At 43.4% G+C, this 18,784-nt stretch carries 12 protein-coding genes; 10 read left to right on the top strand and 2 right to left on the bottom strand.

Annotated elements, in window-relative coordinates; all coding sequences use genetic code 11:
• Nucleotides 1–164: 164 nt before the first annotated feature.
• The 10 genes from Q5H80_RS08005 to Q5H80_RS07960 all read left to right on the top strand — a co-directional run bounded on the left by Q5H80_RS08005 (nucleotide 165) and on the right by Q5H80_RS07960 (nucleotide 16,609).
• Nucleotides 165–950: a TetR/AcrR family transcriptional regulator gene (locus Q5H80_RS08005; protein ID WP_304564170.1), complete on the top strand. Its 786-nt coding sequence runs from the start codon at nucleotides 165–167 to the stop codon at nucleotides 948–950.
• A gap of 119 nt (nucleotides 951–1,069) precedes the next feature.
• The gene (locus tag Q5H80_RS08000; RefSeq protein WP_304564169.1) at nucleotides 1,070–3,586 is read left to right on the top strand and encodes an RND family transporter; all 2,517 of its coding nucleotides are present in this window, start codon (nucleotides 1,070–1,072) and stop codon (nucleotides 3,584–3,586) included.
• A gap of 44 nt (nucleotides 3,587–3,630) precedes the next feature.
• A complete protein-coding gene (locus tag Q5H80_RS07995) occupies nucleotides 3,631–4,467 on the top strand; it encodes an outer membrane lipoprotein-sorting protein (RefSeq protein ID WP_304564168.1) in 837 nt (278 codons plus the stop codon).
• A 9-nt stretch (nucleotides 4,468–4,476) separates the two neighbouring features.
• Entirely contained in the window at nucleotides 4,477–5,709 is a 1,233-nt protein-coding gene (locus Q5H80_RS07990) for a hypothetical protein (protein ID WP_304564167.1), read from the top strand.
• A 194-nt stretch (nucleotides 5,710–5,903) separates the two neighbouring features.
• Nucleotides 5,904–7,055 (top strand): GGDEF domain-containing protein, encoded by a 1,152-nt coding sequence (locus Q5H80_RS07985; protein WP_369809692.1) that lies wholly within the window; start codon nucleotides 5,904–5,906, stop codon nucleotides 7,053–7,055.
• Between the two features lie 354 nt (nucleotides 7,056–7,409).
• Nucleotides 7,410–8,393: a phenylalanine--tRNA ligase subunit alpha gene (gene pheS / locus Q5H80_RS07980; protein ID WP_004734764.1), complete on the top strand. Its 984-nt coding sequence runs from the start codon at nucleotides 7,410–7,412 to the stop codon at nucleotides 8,391–8,393.
• 18 nt (nucleotides 8,394–8,411) lie between these two features.
• Nucleotides 8,412–10,817: a phenylalanine--tRNA ligase subunit beta gene (gene pheT / locus Q5H80_RS07975; protein ID WP_304564164.1), complete on the top strand. Its 2,406-nt coding sequence runs from the start codon at nucleotides 8,412–8,414 to the stop codon at nucleotides 10,815–10,817.
• A 243-nt stretch (nucleotides 10,818–11,060) separates the two neighbouring features.
• A complete protein-coding gene (locus Q5H80_RS07970; RefSeq protein WP_304564162.1) occupies nucleotides 11,061–14,276 on the top strand; it encodes an ATP-binding protein in 3,216 nt (1,071 codons plus the stop codon).
• A gap of 233 nt (nucleotides 14,277–14,509) precedes the next feature.
• A complete protein-coding gene (locus Q5H80_RS07965; RefSeq protein WP_304564161.1) occupies nucleotides 14,510–15,382 on the top strand; it encodes an alpha/beta fold hydrolase in 873 nt (290 codons plus the stop codon).
• 300 nt (nucleotides 15,383–15,682) lie between these two features.
• Nucleotides 15,683–16,609, top strand: a complete 927-nt coding sequence (locus tag Q5H80_RS07960) for a hypothetical protein (RefSeq protein ID WP_304564160.1) — start codon at nucleotides 15,683–15,685, stop codon at nucleotides 16,607–16,609.
• A 115-nt stretch (nucleotides 16,610–16,724) separates the two neighbouring features.
• Here Q5H80_RS07960 and Q5H80_RS07955 read toward each other — a convergent pair whose 3' ends face one another.
• Together Q5H80_RS07955 and Q5H80_RS07950 are read right to left on the bottom strand one after the other, a co-directional pair.
• Nucleotides 16,725–17,357 (bottom strand): glutathione S-transferase family protein, encoded by a 633-nt coding sequence (locus Q5H80_RS07955; RefSeq protein ID WP_304564159.1) that lies wholly within the window; start codon nucleotides 17,355–17,357, stop codon nucleotides 16,725–16,727.
• A gap of 14 nt (nucleotides 17,358–17,371) precedes the next feature.
• Nucleotides 17,372–18,574, bottom strand: a complete 1,203-nt coding sequence (locus Q5H80_RS07950) for a YbfB/YjiJ family MFS transporter (RefSeq protein ID WP_304569398.1) — start codon at nucleotides 18,572–18,574, stop codon at nucleotides 17,372–17,374.
• Nucleotides 18,575–18,784: the final 210 nt, after the last annotated feature.

Here is an 18,784-nt window from a genome sequence, read left to right as displayed (position 1 = left end):
ATGTTCAATATTTGCGCTATTATGACGATAAGTCAGAAATGACGAAGCGTCACAAAATGGTTAACTACATGGATTTACGATTCGTGTTAATATATTGGATAGGAGCGTTTTTAATACTGGTTAAGCTTAGGTAATGGCTAAGCTCATATACGGACTGATAAATTATGTTTGGCTTTGGTTGTAAAGGCGATAAACAAAGTATCTTTGGTTGCAAAGGCGTGTTGTCTAAAAAGCAGCAGTCTATCGCAGACCGAGAAGTAGAATTGATGTTGTTGGCGAAAGATCTGGTTCGAGAACAAGGCTTCGGAAACCTAACGATGGATAGGCTAACGGCGGCGAGCTCTTATTCTAAAGGTACGATATATAATCACTTTTGCAGCAAAGAAGACGTGGTTTTAGCGTTATGTATTCATTCTTTAAAGACCGAGGCGTTGATGTTTGCTCGTTCTGGAGAGTTTGAAGGCAACACACGTGAAAAGATCGTCGCACTGCACGTTGCTTACCGAATCTATGCTCGCATGGAGCCGGTACTATCAACCTGCGCGATCATGGCGAAAAGCCCGTGGGTACTAGAGAAAGCGTCTAGTGCACGTGTAACCGAGATGAACGAACTGGAAGAGTTGGTGATCGAACAAGCCGATTCAATGGTAAACCGAGCAGTAGAAGCGGGTGACCTAAAGTTCTCTTCTGGTGTGGGTTCAGATGCCATCGTGTTTGCCAACTGGTCAATCGCATTTGGTTCAAATGCTTTGTCACAGAATGCATCAAATAGTCATTGTATTAAGCGGTTACAAGACCCGTATTCAGTATTACACAACGCGAACATGATTCTAGACGGCCTCAACTGGCAGCCCCTTTCTAGCGATTGGGATTACCGTAAAACTTGGCGTCGTGTTGAACAAGAACTGTTCAGTGAAGAGATCGCTTACTTAGAATCTGTAGGTCGATAGCTTCCATTAAGCTCACTCATGTGGGTTTATTAATAACCATTAGTGACGATTCGTCATAAACTTAAGTTTGCCTAGTGTGGTTTTGGTTTTCTTGAGTATATGACTAAGAATTGTGTCTTTTGTCAGCTCCGGCTGGCTTTTTAAGACACAACTATGACGAATCGTCACAAATGGAGACTGTGATGAAACATGACAGCCAGAAGCCCGCTTTCGATCAGCAAAATCGAGATAACCGTAATGTCGATAACGCAAACGATGATCTAAATAACAGTTGGCACTCAATACCGACCAAGCGTTCGTTTATCGTTCTGCTGGTGGTTTTTTCAATCATCATTCTCTCTGCATTAGGGGCAAAGAACCTCTACTTTAGAGGGGACTACAACATCTTCTTCGAAGGCACCAACAAACAGTTGATGGCGTTTGAAGAAATTCAAACCACCTTTGCAAAAACCGACAACCTCGCGATTGTTGTTGCACCTGAAGATGGCAATGTCTTCAGCCCAGAAACCCTTACCCTAATTCAAAACCTCACGGTCGATGCCTGGCAGATCCCGTACTCAAGCCGTGTCGATTCGCTTGCCAATTATCAGCACACCGAAGCGGTTGAAGACGACTTACTGGTCGAAGACCTTCTTTACGAAGAATATGAACACACACCAGAGCGAATCGCCAAAGTAAAACAGATCGCCCTCAACGAACCACTGCTTAAAAATGCATTAGTGTCAGCCTCTGGCGATGTGACCATTGTGAACGTCACCGTGCAACTGCCAGAAGTGGATAAAACCGCGGAAGTGCAAGAAGTGATCGCGGCTATCAATACGATGATCGCCAAGTACCAAGCCGATTACCCGAATGTCGAATTCCATAAAGCGGGCATCATTGCCATGAACAACGCGTTTATGATGTCGGCTCAAGAAGACAGCTCAACGCTCGTGCCGTTAATGCTGTTAGTGGTGTTGGTGTTCCTCACCTTTATGTTGCGCTCGTTCTTTAGTGTGGTGGCCACGCTTATTGTGATCATTTCTTCAATTGTCGCCACTATGGGGTTGTCTGGCTGGGCAGGGATGTTCCTCAGCACCGCAACGGTCAACGTTCCGACCTTAGTGCTAACCCTTGCCGTTGCCGATTGTGTTCACGTGATTGTGACCATGAGACAAGCCATGCAGCGCGGCATGGAGAAAGCACAAGCTATTCAATACAGCATCAAGCTCAATGCGATGCCGATTCTGATTACTTCTGTCACCACCGCGATTGGTTTCTTGATGATGAACATGTCGGATTCTCCAGTATTGCGAGACTTCGGTAACTTGTCGGCACTAGGCGTGCTCATCGCGTGTTTCCTTTCTGTGACCATGCTTCCTGCGCTGTTAAAACTATTGCCAGTCAAGAGCTTGTCAGCAAATCCATTAGCGGCAGATAAAGTGACCTTCATGGATAAACTGGGTGACTTTGTTGTAACCAACCGCAAAGCACTGCTGCCAATTTCTACCTTGGTGATTGTTGGCGCTGCCGCGTTAATTCCATTGAACAGAGTAAATGATGAATCGGTGAAGTATTTCGATACCTCGAGCGAATTCAGACAAGCAGCGGACTTCATGGAACAGACCGTAAGCGGCATGACGACTATCAGCATTGCGGTAAAAACTAACGAATCTCAAGCGATTGCCGACCCTGTGTTTTTGCAAACGATTGGCGACTTTACTGAGTGGCTGCGCGTTCAACCAGAAACCGACCATGTAGCCACGCTATCTGATGTTTACATGCGTTTGAATAAGAACATGCATGGTGACGATGACAGCTACTACCAACTGCCACTTAATCGTGAACTTGCCGCGCAATACCTGCTGCTTTACGAGATGTCTCTGCCTTATGGCTTGGACTTGAATAACCAAATCAATGTCGATAAGTCATCGATCAAAATGGTACTCACGGTCGACAACCTCGGCAGTGTTGAGCTAGTAGAACTTGAAGAGCGCATTTACTTATGGTTTGCAGCTAATGCACCTCAGTATGAAGTAGTCGCGTCGAGCCCATCACTGATGTTTGCTCACATTGGCGAAACCAACATGGCGAGCATGTTATCGACTCTGCCAATCACCTTAGTACTTATCTCTGGCTTAATGATCTTTGCGTTGCGCTCGGTTCGCTTGGGCATTATCAGCCTAGTACCAAACATTGCCCCAGCGATTATCGGCTTTGGTTTATGGGCGCTTATCTCTGGTGAAATCAACCTCGGCTTGTCTGTAGTCGTTACGTTAACACTCGGAATCGTGGTTGATGATGCGGTGCATTTCTTAAGTAAATACCAGCGCGCCAGAATGGAAGGGAAATCAGCAGAAGAAGCGGTTCGATACGCTTTCCACACCGTTGGCCGTGCATTGTGGATCACCACTGTCGTGTTAGTGGCTGGTTTCTCTGTGTTGGCGATGTCGAGCTTCAGGCTCAACTCCGACATGGGCTTGCTCAGCGCGATTGTGATTTTCATTGCGCTAGTAGTCGACTTCATCTTGTTACCAAGCTTGCTGATGATCTTCGACAAACAGACTCACTACTCAGATAAACCTCAGCACGAAACAAAGCCAGAAACCAAGCCACAGCCTAGCCCAACAGCCGAACTGACTACATCGACCAAATAAGGAATCGTCAGCCTGCTGCGGTGGGCTGACTCAAGGAGATATTTATGAAAAGCGTTAAACAATCATTCGTTACCACATTATTTAGCATGAGTTCGTTCACTGTCGGCGTCTTAAGTGTCGGCGTATTAACAATAGGCACATTCGCCGCTTTCCCAGCGTTAGCTGACCCTGCGAAAGGCCTAGAAATTGCCGAACAACGTAAAGCTGTCGATATGGGGTGGGGTGATTCTGTCGCGACCATGGAAATGCTACTTCGCAACAAGCAAGGTGAAAGTAGCTCACGTCTAATGCGGTTGAAATCATTAGAAGTCGATAACGATGGCGACAAAGGCTTAACCATTTTTGATGAGCCTCGCGACGTAAAAGGCACGGCCTTCTTAAACCATTCGCACATCACAAAGTCGGATGACCAGTGGTTGTATTTGCCTGCATTGAAGCGTGTAAAGCGCATCTCTTCACGCAACAAGTCAGGCCCGTTTATGGGCAGTGAATTTGCTTACGAAGATTTGAGTTCGTTTGAGCTAGAAAAGTACACCTTCAACTACATTGAAGACGCGAAATTGGAAGGCGTAGACACCTTTGTTTTAGAGCAAGTTCCGACCGACAAAAACTCTGGCTACACCATGCAGAAAGTATGGCTAGACCAACAATATTACCGCCCAGTTCAAGTGGAATTTTTCGATCGTAAAGGTGCATTGCTGAAAACTCTATCGTTCCAAGACTACAAACAATACCTAAACAAATACTGGCGCGCGCACACCATGTCGATGCAAAACCACCAAACAGGCAAAAGTACGGTATTAACCACGACAGATTTAGCGTTCCAGACCGGTCTTAAAGACAAGGATTTTCAAAAAAACACACTTAAACGTGCAAAGTAAGGCAAGAATATGAAAAGGATTGTGTTAACAGGAACGCAGTTATCTTTAACTTTGGCAGCGACAGTCGGGCTTATGCAGGTGTCGCTGCCTTGTGTGGCGGCAGGCTTTAGCTCTGAGTTCGTAGAACAGATCAGCCCACAGCTCGCAGGGCAAGTTAACCTTGAACACAGGCAGTTCTTTAGTGACGGTTTGCAAGGGCAAGATAAAGGGCAAAGCTCACTGGTGTTGCAACCGGAGTTTTACTGGGAGCAACAAGAGGGTAACGGCAGCTTTACCTTCACGCCGTTTTATCGCCTAGACAGCGAAGACGATGAGCGAACTCATGGCGACGTTCGTGAAGCTCTGTATCTCAATTATTGGGATGATTATGAACTGCGAGCGGGTGTTGGCAAGGTGTTCTGGGGCGTGACGGAATCAGCGCACTTGGTGGATGTGGTCAACCAAACCGATGCCATTGAATCGGTTGATGGCGAATCGAAGTTGGGTCAGCCGATGGTGCACTTTACCTCAATCAAAGACTGGGGAACCATAGACGCCATGTTACTGCCGTATTTTCGTGAACGTACCTTTGCAGGGGAAGACGGACGCTTAAGGCCAACAGTGCCCGTATCGGACGATGCACTTTACGAATCTGCGCGAGAAGAAAAGCACGTCGATGTGGCACTGCGTTATAGCCAAATGTACGGTGATTGGGATGTCGGTTTAAGTTACCTAGGCGGCACCAATCGCGACCCTTATTATCGTGTAGAAGGCAATGAACTCAAGCCATACTACGCACAAATGCAGCACTTCGGGTTGGATGTGCAAGGCATTATCGGTGATTGGTTATGGAAGCTGGAAAGCATTTATCGCGACAGCTACGACAACCACACAGGCGTCGCGACAGGCTTTGAATACACATGGGTTGGGGCGCTTGAATCGTATTGGGACATCGGCTTCATTGCTGAATACCTGTATGACAGCCGAGGTAACAACGCCCAAACAATCGGTCAAAACGATGTGTTCCTTGGTGCACGTTTCGCCTTGAACGATGAAGACGGCACCGAGGTGCTCACAGGCATCACTCAAGACTTAGATAACAGTGATGTTTACAGTGCAAAGCTCGAAGCATCAAGCCGCATCAACAACAACCTCAAATGGCGACTGAACGCTTGGCTGTTTGAGAACGAAACCCCAGAAGACTTGTTGTTCTTTGCACGTAAGGATGACTTTGTTGAGATGGCGTTGGAATATTATTTTTGATATTTCCAAAAAGTTAGTATTTCCAATAGCTAATGTTAGCTTTATGAGGCGTTCTTGTTGGGGGGGAACGTCTCAAATTTAAGATGAACCATATTTAGAATGTTCAACGTCGTCTTTTTATAAAATGGATCAAACAACCGGATAGACCCACAGGTAGAATGGTTATATTTTTCGAGTATCTATAACCTCCGAATATGCATGTGAATCGTGCTGGTGGTATCGGCCCTAAGGGATCTATGAATTTATTTAATTGGGATCAACACTTTGAAACAGGTATTGGTGTTGTCGATGAACAACATCAATACCTTGTTGGTTTTATCAACCACTACGGAAATCTTTTGTCAGAGAATAATATCTCTATAGACGACATTAACATCGCTTTACTCGATCTCACGCGCTATGCAGAATTTCACTTTAAAGAAGAAGAATCTTTGATGAGAGATTGTGGTGTGTATGAGTTACACATTGAAGAACACATCAAAGTGCATCGTGTATTTATGCAAGATATCTACAGTATGCAAGCTTTCATCTTGGAAGAAGATCAGTCGTCAGCACGGCGGTTATTGGACTTCCTCATCCATTGGCTTGCTTATCATATCCTTGGCATCGACCAAAACATGGCGCGACAAATGGTCGCCATAGAAGAAGGCGCCACACCTCTACAAGCCTTTGAAGCAGAAGAAAAGCAGCAAGACTCATCGACGGTCCCGTTGCTGACTGCGCTTAACAGCCTGTTTGAACAAGTATCTGAACGGCACAAACAGTTGTTACGCTTCAACCAGTTACTCGAAGACAAAGTCGAGGAACGGACGGCAGAATTGAAACGAGCGAGTAAGAAACTTGAAGAACTGTCGTTAACAGACTCACTCACTAATTTACCTAACCGCCGTAGTGCCTTTAAACAGTTAGCGCTACATTGGCAAGACTCGAAAGAGCTTGGTATGCCTATAGTGTGCATTATGATTGATGCCGACAACTTCAAGCGCATTAATGACACCAGTGGTCATGATGCAGGGGACTTGGTGTTACAAACCCTCGCGCGTGAACTGAAAAACACGTTCCGTACTGATGATATTGTTTGCCGGTTAGGGGGCGATGAGTTCTTGGTTATTTGCCCTAACACCGACCTAAAAGGAGGTATACACATCGCGGAAACGGCTCGACAGAAAGTGTCTGAACTAGAGGTTGAAACCAGTAATCAAGTTTGGATTGGCAGTATTAGTGTCGGTGTGGCCGAAATAACCCAAGAATTCGGCTCAATGAACGAGTTGATTAAAGCCGCCGATGAGTCCGTCTATTTAGCAAAAAACGCAGGCAAAAACAGCGTTTGTTCGATTCAGGTTTAGAGCTGGTTTGCGTTGAGTTGAGAGCTCTACTCACTTAAAACCTAGAACCTAGAACCTAGAACCTAGAACCATAGCTCTCGTCAGTTTTAGCGCTCAAGACACTTCAAATCGAGAGTACTTTTCACTTCAGTTTTTAAGCGCTATTCGCTTCCAAATTAAGGAGTGGAACCTGTAATTGTTCCACTTCTTCCTACTCCTCATTAATATCCTGTTAAATTTGCCGTGTTTTTAGTCAATAACTTGCTCTTTTAGCGATTCAATTTGGCATTGGATGCGTGTTTGATTACTATGTGTAGCTATCTAAAAAAACTAATCATCCGATACGGACACTACCAACTGGTAGATGAGGAAATGATGCAACATCTAGAAGAGATCATTGCTAATGCAACGACTGCTATTGATACAGCAGATTCGTTAGTCGCACTTGATGAAGTGCGAGTTCAGTATTTAGGTAAGAAGGGTGAACTAACTCTTCAACTACAAAGCCTAGGTAAACTTCCACCTGAAGAGCGTCGCACTGCTGGTCAAGAGATCAACAAAGCGAAAGGTGCTGTTCAACAAGCGATCGCAGCTCGCAAAGACGCACTACAACGTGCAGAGCTTGAAGCGAAACTAGCTGAAGAAACTATCGATGTGAGCCTACCAGGTCGTCGCATTGAGAACGGTGGTCTTCACCCAGTGACTCGCACAGTTGAGCGTATCGAACAGTTCTTTGGTGAGCTTGGCTTTAGCACTGAGTCTGGCCCTGAGATCGAAGATGCATTCCACAACTTTGATGCACTAAACATCGCAGACGATCACCCAGCTCGTACTGATCACGATACTTTCTTCTTCAACCCTGATCTAATGCTACGTACGCACACTTCTGGTGTTCAAATCCGTACGATGGAAAACGGCAAACCGCCTTTCCGCTTCATTGCTCCAGGTCGTGTTTACCGTAACGACTACGATCAAACTCACACGCCAATGTTCCACCAAGTGGAAGGTATGTTAGTTGATGAGAACGTAAACTTCGCACAACTTAAAGGCATTCTTAACGATTTCCTTTGTAACTTCTTTGAAGAAGAAGTTGAAGTGCGTTTCCGTCCTTCATTCTTCCCGTTCACAGAGCCTTCAGCTGAAGTTGACGTGAAACGTAAAGATGGCAAATGGCTAGAAGTTCTAGGCTGTGGCATGGTTCACCCTAACGTACTTCGCTCTGTTGGCATCGACCCTGAGAAATACTCTGGTTTTGCATTCGGTATGGGTGTAGAGCGTCTAACGATGCTTCGTTACGGCGTAAATGACCTTCGTGCGTTCTTCGAGAACGACCTTCGTTTCCTTAAACAATTCAAGTAATCCGGGGCAGTCAAAACTATGAAATTCAGTGAATCTTGGCTACGCGAGTGGGTTAAACCTGCAATTAACAGCGAAGAGCTAGCTCACCAAATCACTATGGCTGGTTTGGAAGTTGACGATGTAGAACCTGTTGCTGGTGAATTCACCGGCGTTAAAGTAGGTAAAGTGGTTGAGTGCGGTCAGCACCCAGACGCAGACAAACTACAAGTTACAAAAATTGATATCGGCGAAGAAGAGCTGCTAGATATCGTTTGTGGTGCATCTAACTGTCGTCTTGGCCTAACTGTAGCAGTAGCAACAGTTGGCGCAGTACTTCCTGGTGACTTCAAAATCAAGAAAGCAAAACTACGTGGCGTTCCATCGCACGGCATGCTTTGTTCTTTCTCTGAGCTAGGTATCGACGTAGAGTCTGACGGCATCCTTGAGCTGCCAGAAGGCACAACGCTAGGTATGGACGTACGTGAGCTTCTTGAGCTTAACGACGTAACTATCGACGTAGACCTAACAGCAAACCGCGCAGACTGCTTCAGCATCCGTGGCCTTGCTCGTGAAGTTGGCGTACTAAACCGCGCAGACGTTACAGAGCCAACAGTTGAAGCTGTTGCAACAAGCATTGAAGACACAGTATCTGTTGAAATCAAAGCAACAGACGCTTGTCCACGTTACCTTGGCCGTGTGGTTAAGAACGTAAACGTGAAAGCGGAATCGCCAATCTGGATGCAAGAAAAACTGCGTCGTTGTGGTATCCGTTCAATCGACCCAGTTGTAGACATCACAAACTACGTGATGCTAGAGCAAGGCCAACCAATGCACGCATTTGATCTAGCTAAGATCGAAGGCGGTATCGTGGTTCGTCTAGCAGAGCAGGGCGAAAAGCTAACACTTCTAGATGGCAACGAAGCTGAACTAAACAGCAACACACTTGTTATCGCTGACCAAAACAAAGCACTAGCAATCGCTGGTATCTTTGGCGGTCAAGATTCAGGTGTTACGACTGAAACAACAGACGTACTTCTTGAAGCTGCATTCTTCGCACCGGATCACATCCGTGGTCGCGCACGTGCTTACGGCCTACACACAGATTCTTCTCTACGTTTTGAACGTGGTGTTGATTCAACTCTACAAGCAGCAGCAATGGAGCGTGCAACACAGCTTCTAGTTGAAATTTGTGGTGGTGAAGTTGCGCCAGTAAACGGCAGCGAATCTGAAGCTGATCTTCCTAAAGCAAACGTAGTTGCTCTACGTCGCGCTAAACTAGACAGCCTACTAGGTCACGAAATCCCATCTACAGACGTAGTGGAAATTCTTACTCGCCTAGGTTGTGAAGTTGAAAGCACTGATGCAGGTTGGACGGCAACGTCTCCATCTTGGCGTTTTGATATCGCAATCGAGCAAGACCTAATTGAAGAAGTAGGTCGTATCTACGGTTACGATAACATTCCAAACCAAGCGCCTAAAGCGGCACTTAAAATGAATGACCACAAAGAAGCCAACCAACCGCTTAAGCGCGTTCGTGACCTTCTTGTTGACCGTGGCTACCACGAAGCAATCACATACAGCTTCGTAGAACCAGAACAGCAAAAGCTTGTTGTACCTGGTGTTGAGCCGCTAATCCTGCCATTCCCAATCTCTGCGGACATGTCAGCAATGCGTCTTGGCCTAATCCAAGGTCTACTAAACACAGTTGTTCACAACCAGAAGCGTCAACAGTCTCGCGTTCGTCTATTCGAATCAGGCCTACGTTTCATCCCTGAAGCAACAGCTGAAAACGGCATGCGCCAAGAAATGATGCTTGCGGGCGTTATCTCTGGTACTCGTGGCGAAGAGCACTGGGACATGGCAACTAACACTGTAGATTTCTTCGATCTTAAAGGTGACCTAGAAGCAGTTCTTGAGCTTTCTGCAAACGAAATCGCATACAGCTTCAAAGCTCTTTCTTCTGAAGCAAAAGAGCGCAACCCAGCACTTCACCCAGGTCAATCGGCTACGATTATGGCTAACGGCAAAGAAGTGGGTATCATTGGTACTGTTCACCCAGAACTAGAGCGTAAATTCGGTCTTAACGGCCGTACTATCGTATTCGAAATCGAATGGGCAGCTATCAACACTCGTGTGCTTCCAGAAGCAGTAGCCGTATCTAAGTTCCCTGCAAACCGTCGTGATATCGCCGTTGTTGTTGACGAAGCAGTTGCTTCTGGCGACATCGTAGAAGCGTGTATCGCTGCTGGTGGCGAATTCCTAACAGGCGCTAAACTGTTCGACGTATACGTTGGTCAAGGCGTTGAAGAAGGTAAGAAGAGCCTAGCAATCGCACTTAGCCTACAGTCTGTAGAGCGCACACTAGAAGATGCAGACATCGCTGGTTCAGTAGATGCTATCGTAGCTTCAATCTCAGAAAAATTCGGCGCAGCACTTCGCGACTAATCTCTTCTGATAGATAGAAAACCAAAGGCCTCGCAATTGCGAGGCCTTTTTGTTTAGATGATGCCAATCGCTTGTGTAAAGGAATTAGTAATATGTCAAACTCTGTAGTTGCATTGTGTTGTTGTCTATAGTTTTGAATTTGTATGTGACGAAGTCTCAATTCTTAAAGCCAATATTTGACGAAAATTCATTAACTTATGTATTGTGATGGATATATACTCATTGCATAGTTGAGATAGGATATTGGACACATTAGAAGCAGCTCTCGGTATTGAAAAAGCAATATGTTCTCTTTCATTTGATACTAATGAAGATACTTTAAAAGTAGCAAGATTAGAGGTTAGAGGGCTTTTACAGAAGTATGCTGATGTTGAAGAAGATAAATCTTTAACACTGATGGAGTCCATAAAAGTGATTTCGGATTTCGGGACTAAGAAAAAGCTTCGCAATATTTCTCTACTGGTTTTAAGACTGAGCGCCGTCCCTAACTTTTTTCCAAAACAAACCACTAGTAGTGGTGTAGACGCTAAGATAATAGCGCTTTTAGAACCGAAACTACCTGATTTTTATAAGCGATTCGATATTAACGTAAAATCTCAAACCTATGAGAAGTTAGATAAGCTTTACGAAGTTCATGATTTTTGTCTTTCTAAACTGAATTGTTTAACGGAAGTCCCTGCAAAAATTGAAAGTATTACTGCTGAAAAACAAATGATCTTAAAATCAGTCGGAGATAAAACACTTAACGCGTATCTATCACCTTATGAGTTTCAAAAAATCCGTAGTTCCATTGAAGTTATCATTACTCAAGTTGTTGATTTATCAAAGTCGATTGACTCAACTTTTACACGAAGAGTTAAAGAACTTTCTGATTTATTGGATGATGAATTGAGTTTTTGTAAGGAAAATATTTCTTTCATTACAAATGATTTTTATCGCCCCTTCTTGGAAAAAGTAAAGACTGTAATAGAGAACGAAGCGGTTCGTTCTAAAGAGCGATTTAAATGTGAAATTATAAGTCGCAATGGAATTAGTTTCGATCTTGAAAAGAAATATCCCCTTCATAGAGAAAATGAAGATGTGAAAATATTTTTAGCACTAAAAAATACTGGTCCAGGTATTGCTGAAAAAGTTACTTCATATATTTCAGAAAAAAATGATAGTGTTTTATTGTATACAGAGGATGTTGACCTTGGGAGTGTTCCCCCCGGTGATTTTGTATTACCTATCTCATTTAATGTAGTTAATCCTATTTCATCCGTGACATTAGAAATAGTAATATCGTGGGAGCAGATTGGAGCGACTGAAGACAATTTTATATCCTTGGCTGTAACAATTAATGCTCAGTCTTCTTCTATTGATTGGGATTCTATCAAATACAAAAACCCGTATAGTTTAGATATAGCAATAGGTGAGGATTTTTACGGTCGAAAAGATAAGCTAGACAGGCTTGTCTCTAGAGCTCAGATGAAAAACATGCAATCCAGTTATATTACAGGACAACGAAGAGTTGGGAAGAGTTCCTTGGCGAAAGCTGTCGAAGATCTTGTTACCGATAATATACCTGACTGTTACGTCCTCAATATTGAGTGTGGAGATTTTAAACACCCGGATGCAATAACCACAGTAAATGCATTAGGCGAAAATATAGGTTACTTTCTTTTAGAACATTTACCTCAAAATTTCAATCCAACCTTAAGCCCAATGAATGGTTCTCTTGCGTCTCTATCTCGAGTAATTATGTCATTGGAAAAATTTGAACCAAATAAGAAGTTTCTTATAATAATTGATGAATTTGACGAAATTAATCAGGAGCTTTATCGGTACAGTGAAATAGCGGAAACATTCTTCCTCAATATTCGTTCTTTAAGTGGTAAAAGAAATATAGGGTTTTGTCTAATAGGGGCGGAGAGGATGTCATTTGTGATGTCCTCTCAAGGGGAAAAGTTGAACAAATTTTCAAGAGAGAGCCTTAACACTTTTAAACAAGATGAAGAATGGCAAGATTATGAAGATCTTATTAAATCCAATCTTAAAGAAGTTATAATCTGGCATGATAACGCTATTCGAGCCGTACATAACATTACTAATGGTCACCCTTACTTCACTAAGCAAATATGCTCAACCATATTTGATAATGCCGTAGTTTCACGAGATTCTGAAATATCTGTGGAAGAAGTAGAAAGGTGTGTTACGAGACTTGTGGCAGAGTTAGATGTAAATGCTTTTCAACATTTTTGGAGAGACGGAATTCAGGGTGATTTAGATGAAGTTGAAATCATTACGTTGAAAAGGTGTAGGGTCTTAGTTGGTTATGCTCGTGCTAAAAGACTATCGCATGACACTACTGTTGAAAACATTAAAAGTCATGTTCATTCTAATCAAATAACAGAAGCAGATTTGTTGCCAATTCTTACTGATTTTTGTAGAAGGGGAATTATGCAAGAATCTGATAACAGTTTTGAAATTGTTATTCCTCTATTTGAAGTTTGGCTTATTAACCAGGGTTTCAACCTATTGATTGCAGACCAATTGGGTGACGAATTAGCTGAAAAACGTCAAATTGAAGAAGACTTAGCGTACATTAGTGATAAAGAGATTGAAGAATTACTAGATTGCTGGCCGAGCTATCGAGGTGTAGAGATTGTAACGAACGACATACGGAATTGGGTTTCTCAAATTCCAAGTCATATACAACAACGACTATTGTTCAATTTGCTAAAGAATATTCGTTTTTATGGTGATAGTGATGTTAGATCTTTACTTAAGTCATTACATGATAAGGTTAGACGAAGTTTGCCTGTAAATGTTCAACGCTCAAAAGCTCAAAGACGTAAGGACACCTGGATCACCTATGTAGATGGTCCGGGGAAAAGTGGTTCACAATTTGCTTCTCAATATGCAGAAGAGAACTTAATTAGTACTACTTGCGTAAAGGAAATCGCGGAACTCGATAATATAGTTCAACGAAAAGAAGGTATTCCTCCTGAAATTAAAGCGATCATAATAATTGATGATTTTATCGGTAGCGGTAATACATTATCGACTAGTGTTATGGGATTTTATCAAAGGAACGGTTCTTTTATTCGAGACAATAAAGTAAATGTTGTTATTGGTGTGTTGTGTGGCACACCAGAAGGAGAAGAGCGTGTTAGAGAAACCCTGTCTACTATAGATGAGAATAGTGATTTGGTAGTTTGTGAGACCTTAGAAAGGAAACACTTTGCGTTCGGGGACAGTAATGGAATTTGGGAAGACGTTGACGAACTACATTCTGCAAAAGAACTATGTCAGAGATTAGGCGTTTTTGTTGATAAGAGCAGACCGCTTGGTTACAACGATCAAGGTCTTTTAGTCGTTTTCTCTAGGAACTGCCCTAATAATACGCTGCCTATACTGCACTCTATTGGGCGTGGAGAAAACCGTTGGAAACCTTTGTTCGAGCGTATAAAGCATTAATGGGAATATGACCCTATATTTATTTGGGCTTGATTTCTTTACGAATTTAATGAGTGTGATTAGAGAATAGTAACTTTATTAATTGACTGAGTATTTCCCCATAAACCTTAGATGTATTGTCCTTAAAATTCAGTTAATACATCTTGACCTGTTTGCAGCTTCACACTTTATAGTGGCTATATTGATTGAGAGGGGCGCTTTCTGTGTCCCTCCAAAGTAAGTAGAGAGACACTATGAAACGTTTAGTTTTAAACATCACATTCTTGGTATTCATGGCGCTTGGTAGCTTTAATGCCATGGCTCATGATTCAACGGTTAAGTACGGTATTGCGATATCTCACGATGGTGAGCAAATTGCGTATGGCAAAAGTGGCAGTGGGGAAACGGCGCTGATCTTCATTCACGGTTGGAGCTTAGACAGCAGGCTTTGGCAAAACCAAGTGAGCGAGTTTTCAAAGCAGTACCAAGTGATCACCATGGACTTAGCAGGGCACGGTAACTCATCGTTTAATCGTGAAGAGTACACCATGGTTGCATTCGCTGTAGACATCAAAGCCGTAATCGACAAAGAGCAACTCGAATCCGTCATCTTAGTTGGGCATTCAATGGCAGGTGGTGTGATTGCAGAGGCCGCTAAACTGATGCCGAAAAGAGTGAGGGGCATTATTGGTGTCGACACATCGCAAAATGTTGCACTAACGGTTTCACAAAGTGACCTAGATACAATGACCAAACCGTTTGAAGCAGACTTCCAAGCGGGTATTACTATGTTCGTAAAAGACTCGTTACCAAAAGGCGTAGACGCGGATTTACTTTACTGGGTAACGCAAGACATGGCCTCTGCACCGCCAGCTATCGCGATAAACCAGTTCCGCCATTATCTAGGTCAATACGTGACAGGTGAAGCTCACCGCGTGTATGAGAACGTGAATGTGCCAGTAATATTGGTTAACGCTCGCCTATGGCCAACGGATTCAGAAGCAAACAAGAAACACATCAAGGATTACAGCATTTACTACATTGAAGACTCAGGCCATTTCCCAATGCTAGAGCAACCTGAGCAGTTCAACACAACGTTGATGAAAGCGGTGGAGTCAGTGAAGTAGGGCAGTTGTAGTTGTTAAAATATGGATGTAATCATTCTATAGATAAAACTAAGGCCTCGCGATTGCGAGGCCTTTTTGTTAGTTGGAGCTTTTGCTAGCTACATTCATTTCAATTTGCGAGTAATGATCGCATCGTTCATTCGTTTATGGTCCTTAAACGACGGCCTCATAGTTATATAAATGCTCTATCAACCACCTCTAGATACGTTATTAGCGCTGCTGTTGTTAGTAAGGGCTGACCGAATCTAGTGGTGCTTTTTACTGATAATAATTTTAACTATGTGTCTAGGACGTCCTGCTATGGCTAAGAAAATAATATTCATTCATGGTCGCGCTCAAAAGCCCGATAAAGATTCCCTTCAATCACTTTGGTACGAGGCTATAGAACATGGCTTGCAGCGAGATTGTGGAGGCTCAAGTTCATTACAAGCTTTTAAAGATGTCGATAAACGGTTTGTCTATTACGGTGAACTATCAAACACATTGTTAGAGAAACCAACGGAAGACCCTGCAAGTCGACAGCAAGCGCTGTCTGAACTCAAAAAGTACAACACAAGCCAGTTCAATAAAACAACGTATAACAAGGTATCTAAAATTGGTTTTCTAAAAGAGGCGTTAGCAGATACTTTTTCATCGCTATTTGGAACGCTAGGTGTGGCTGATACACTCATAACGAAGGTCGCGCCGGATATGACACATTATTGGAATGAAGATACCTATTTTGGTAGCGATGTCAGGTATAGGCTAATGGTTGAACTGAAGGAAACGCTTGATAATCAGGATGATGTGATGATTGTATCGCACAGTCTCGGGTCGATGATCAGTTATGACGTGTTATGGAAATTGTCTCATTACGGAGAGTATAGACACGACTATGGAGCAGACAAAAAGATCAACTTATTGCTTACGCTCGGGTCACCGTTAGGAGATGAAAACGTAAAAGATAGGCTAAAAGGGAGCCGCTTGAAAGATGAGAAGAAGTATCCGTTAAACATTCAGCAATGGATAAACATATCGGCAGAAGATGATTTTATCTCTCATGACAGCAAAATTAGAAATGACTTTAAAGATATGCTCAAGCTGGATCTGATACCCGGCGGAATGAAAGACATCCACCCAGTTTATAACCTCAATATTCGCAACGGAAAGAGTAATCCGCACGCTTCCATCGGTTATCTAATCAACCCTAAATTCATCAAAGTTCTGGATGAATGGCTCTCGAGTTGATTTGGTTTTACCATCGTAAATTGCTAGCTGCTCGTTCGTTGGAACGCAGATAAAACAAGGCCTCGCGTGTGCGAGGCCTTTTTAGACTCGTTCAACACAACACTGATCAAAGTGATTAAGAATTTTTGTATTCGCAATAGTTAAGCTTTTTTGAAAGCGACTCTAGGCTAAGTTTTGCCAATGTGTCTTTAAAAGGCGAATTATGTAAGGCAGTAGTGAGGATGTCGCGCTCTTCTGCTGAAAGTAAATTCGCATGCCTGAATAAGACGTAATCTAATGAGACATGCAGGTACAATGTTGAGAAGTCAGGTTCAAGCAAATCATCATTGTTATTCAACTGCCCGATAAGCGCTTTAACGCACCTTTGAATACCTTCCTTTCCCCTAATCGTTAGCACGTTTTGCTCAGCTTCGAAGCGGCTCATTGCAGCGCAGCGAAATGCCACTTCCATCAGCGTTTTACTCAGTCCCAATAACGACATGCGTTGAGTGTCGCTAGCCTTGGTCGCTGCTAGTTTTTCAGTTGGGTAAGCTTGCATGAGAAACTCGCAGATCGTTAAGCTCTCGGTGAGTGCAACCTCATCACTGGTTTCTAGAACCGGAATGGTACTGAATGGATTGATTGTGACCAATGTGTTGGGTGTTTGCCACGGGTCGATCCATTCAAGAACCATTGGAGCATCACACAGATAGGCCGTGGCTAACACTGCTCTGGAGAATGGAGAGGTGTCGTTTAAATACAGTTTCATGAGCGATTCCTTTGCTAAGAATTTACTTGAGCAGTGTTTAAAGTCTGTTGTTTGGTTGATGTAAACGCAATGCAGAGTACCGACAAAATGAGTGCACTCGCGCTGATCATAAATAAGAGGTCATAACTGGTGAGCTGCGGGGCGTAATGAGCCATAACAAAGCCGACTATTCCTTGCGATATCGCAAAAGCCATTGTCATTGCTCCCCAAGATTTCGTATGGAGCTGAGTCCCAACGATCTCTAAGGTGTAGGTTGATACCAGTGTTACGGTGCCAGGCGTAAACATACCGACCAACAGAGATGAAGCAAAAAGTGCTACTTCGTTGGTGCTTAATAGCGGAAGAGCAACCCCCACAGCTTTACAAATAAACGCAGCTAATAGTGCTTTTTTAAGTCCAAATTTATCCCCTAGTATACCGGTTACTATTGGCCCAATTGCTGCCCCTATGCCAAAGACAGCCCAATAAAAACCACCACTCGCAAAACTCATTTCTAGCTCTCGAACAATATAATCGACCCAAAAGAGAGTGTGGGGTAAATAACCGATGGCGCTAAAGGTGTAGGCTAAAAGTACGCAGCTAATACTGATGCGCTCATTCTTAGATAAGGCATTAAACGTCGATGGGCTTTTATCGCAATGGTTTGGCTTAACCTCAAGAGACCATGTGTTCCACGTCAGGACGGTTGCGAGGAAAGCGATTGCACCCATACCTAACCATGCACTTTCAACACTTTGGTAGATAAGTAAAGGTATGATGGTTCCTGAAATCATGGCGCCGAGACCAATGCCTGAAAATACGACGCCACTGATTCTTGCTTTCATTTCTTGAGGGTGAAGGCTGGTGATCACGGGTGGTGCGAGTACCATAAGTACGGCTCCCGATACACCCGCAATGGTTCTAAGCGTTAAAAACCATTCAAAGGGGGCAGACTTTAAAGCACAACCAAGATAACTAAAGCTACTTAACAACAGAGAGGCGCGTATGAGTGTGCCTGTTGAATAATATCTCTGTAAAAAGCTCGATGCAGGAGCTCCGAATATATAGCCAATCAGTGTTGCAGCGCCGAGTATGGAAGCATCTTCGCTTGAGAACCACCCACTTTGAATGAGCACAGGCATTAATGCTATATAAGCAAAGCGACCAATGCCGTTCCCAACTAATGTTGCTGCGAGTCCTGCGAAGGTGTTGCGGTTTAAGAGTTTTACGTGCTGCATGTCACGTACCTTTGTTTTTTCTTTTAACATTACGCTAACATTTAAACTTGAACTATCTAAGCTGAGTTTTTGCTCTAATGTTTAAGGTTTGATGACAACTTACATTTTTTGTAAGTGTCAGATTGGTCATTTACATCTCTAATCTCTAGCTGGTATAGGTAAAAGCTAATGGGAGAGGGGGAGTAACTGAATATCGATCGTTACAACTAT

It is taken from the genome of Vibrio sp. SNU_ST1 (genome assembly GCF_030563405.1).
Lineage (GTDB): Bacteria > Pseudomonadota > Gammaproteobacteria > Enterobacterales > Vibrionaceae > Vibrio.
The sequence above is the reverse complement of the archived record's forward strand: the minus strand, read 5'-3'. Positions and strand labels throughout refer to the sequence as shown.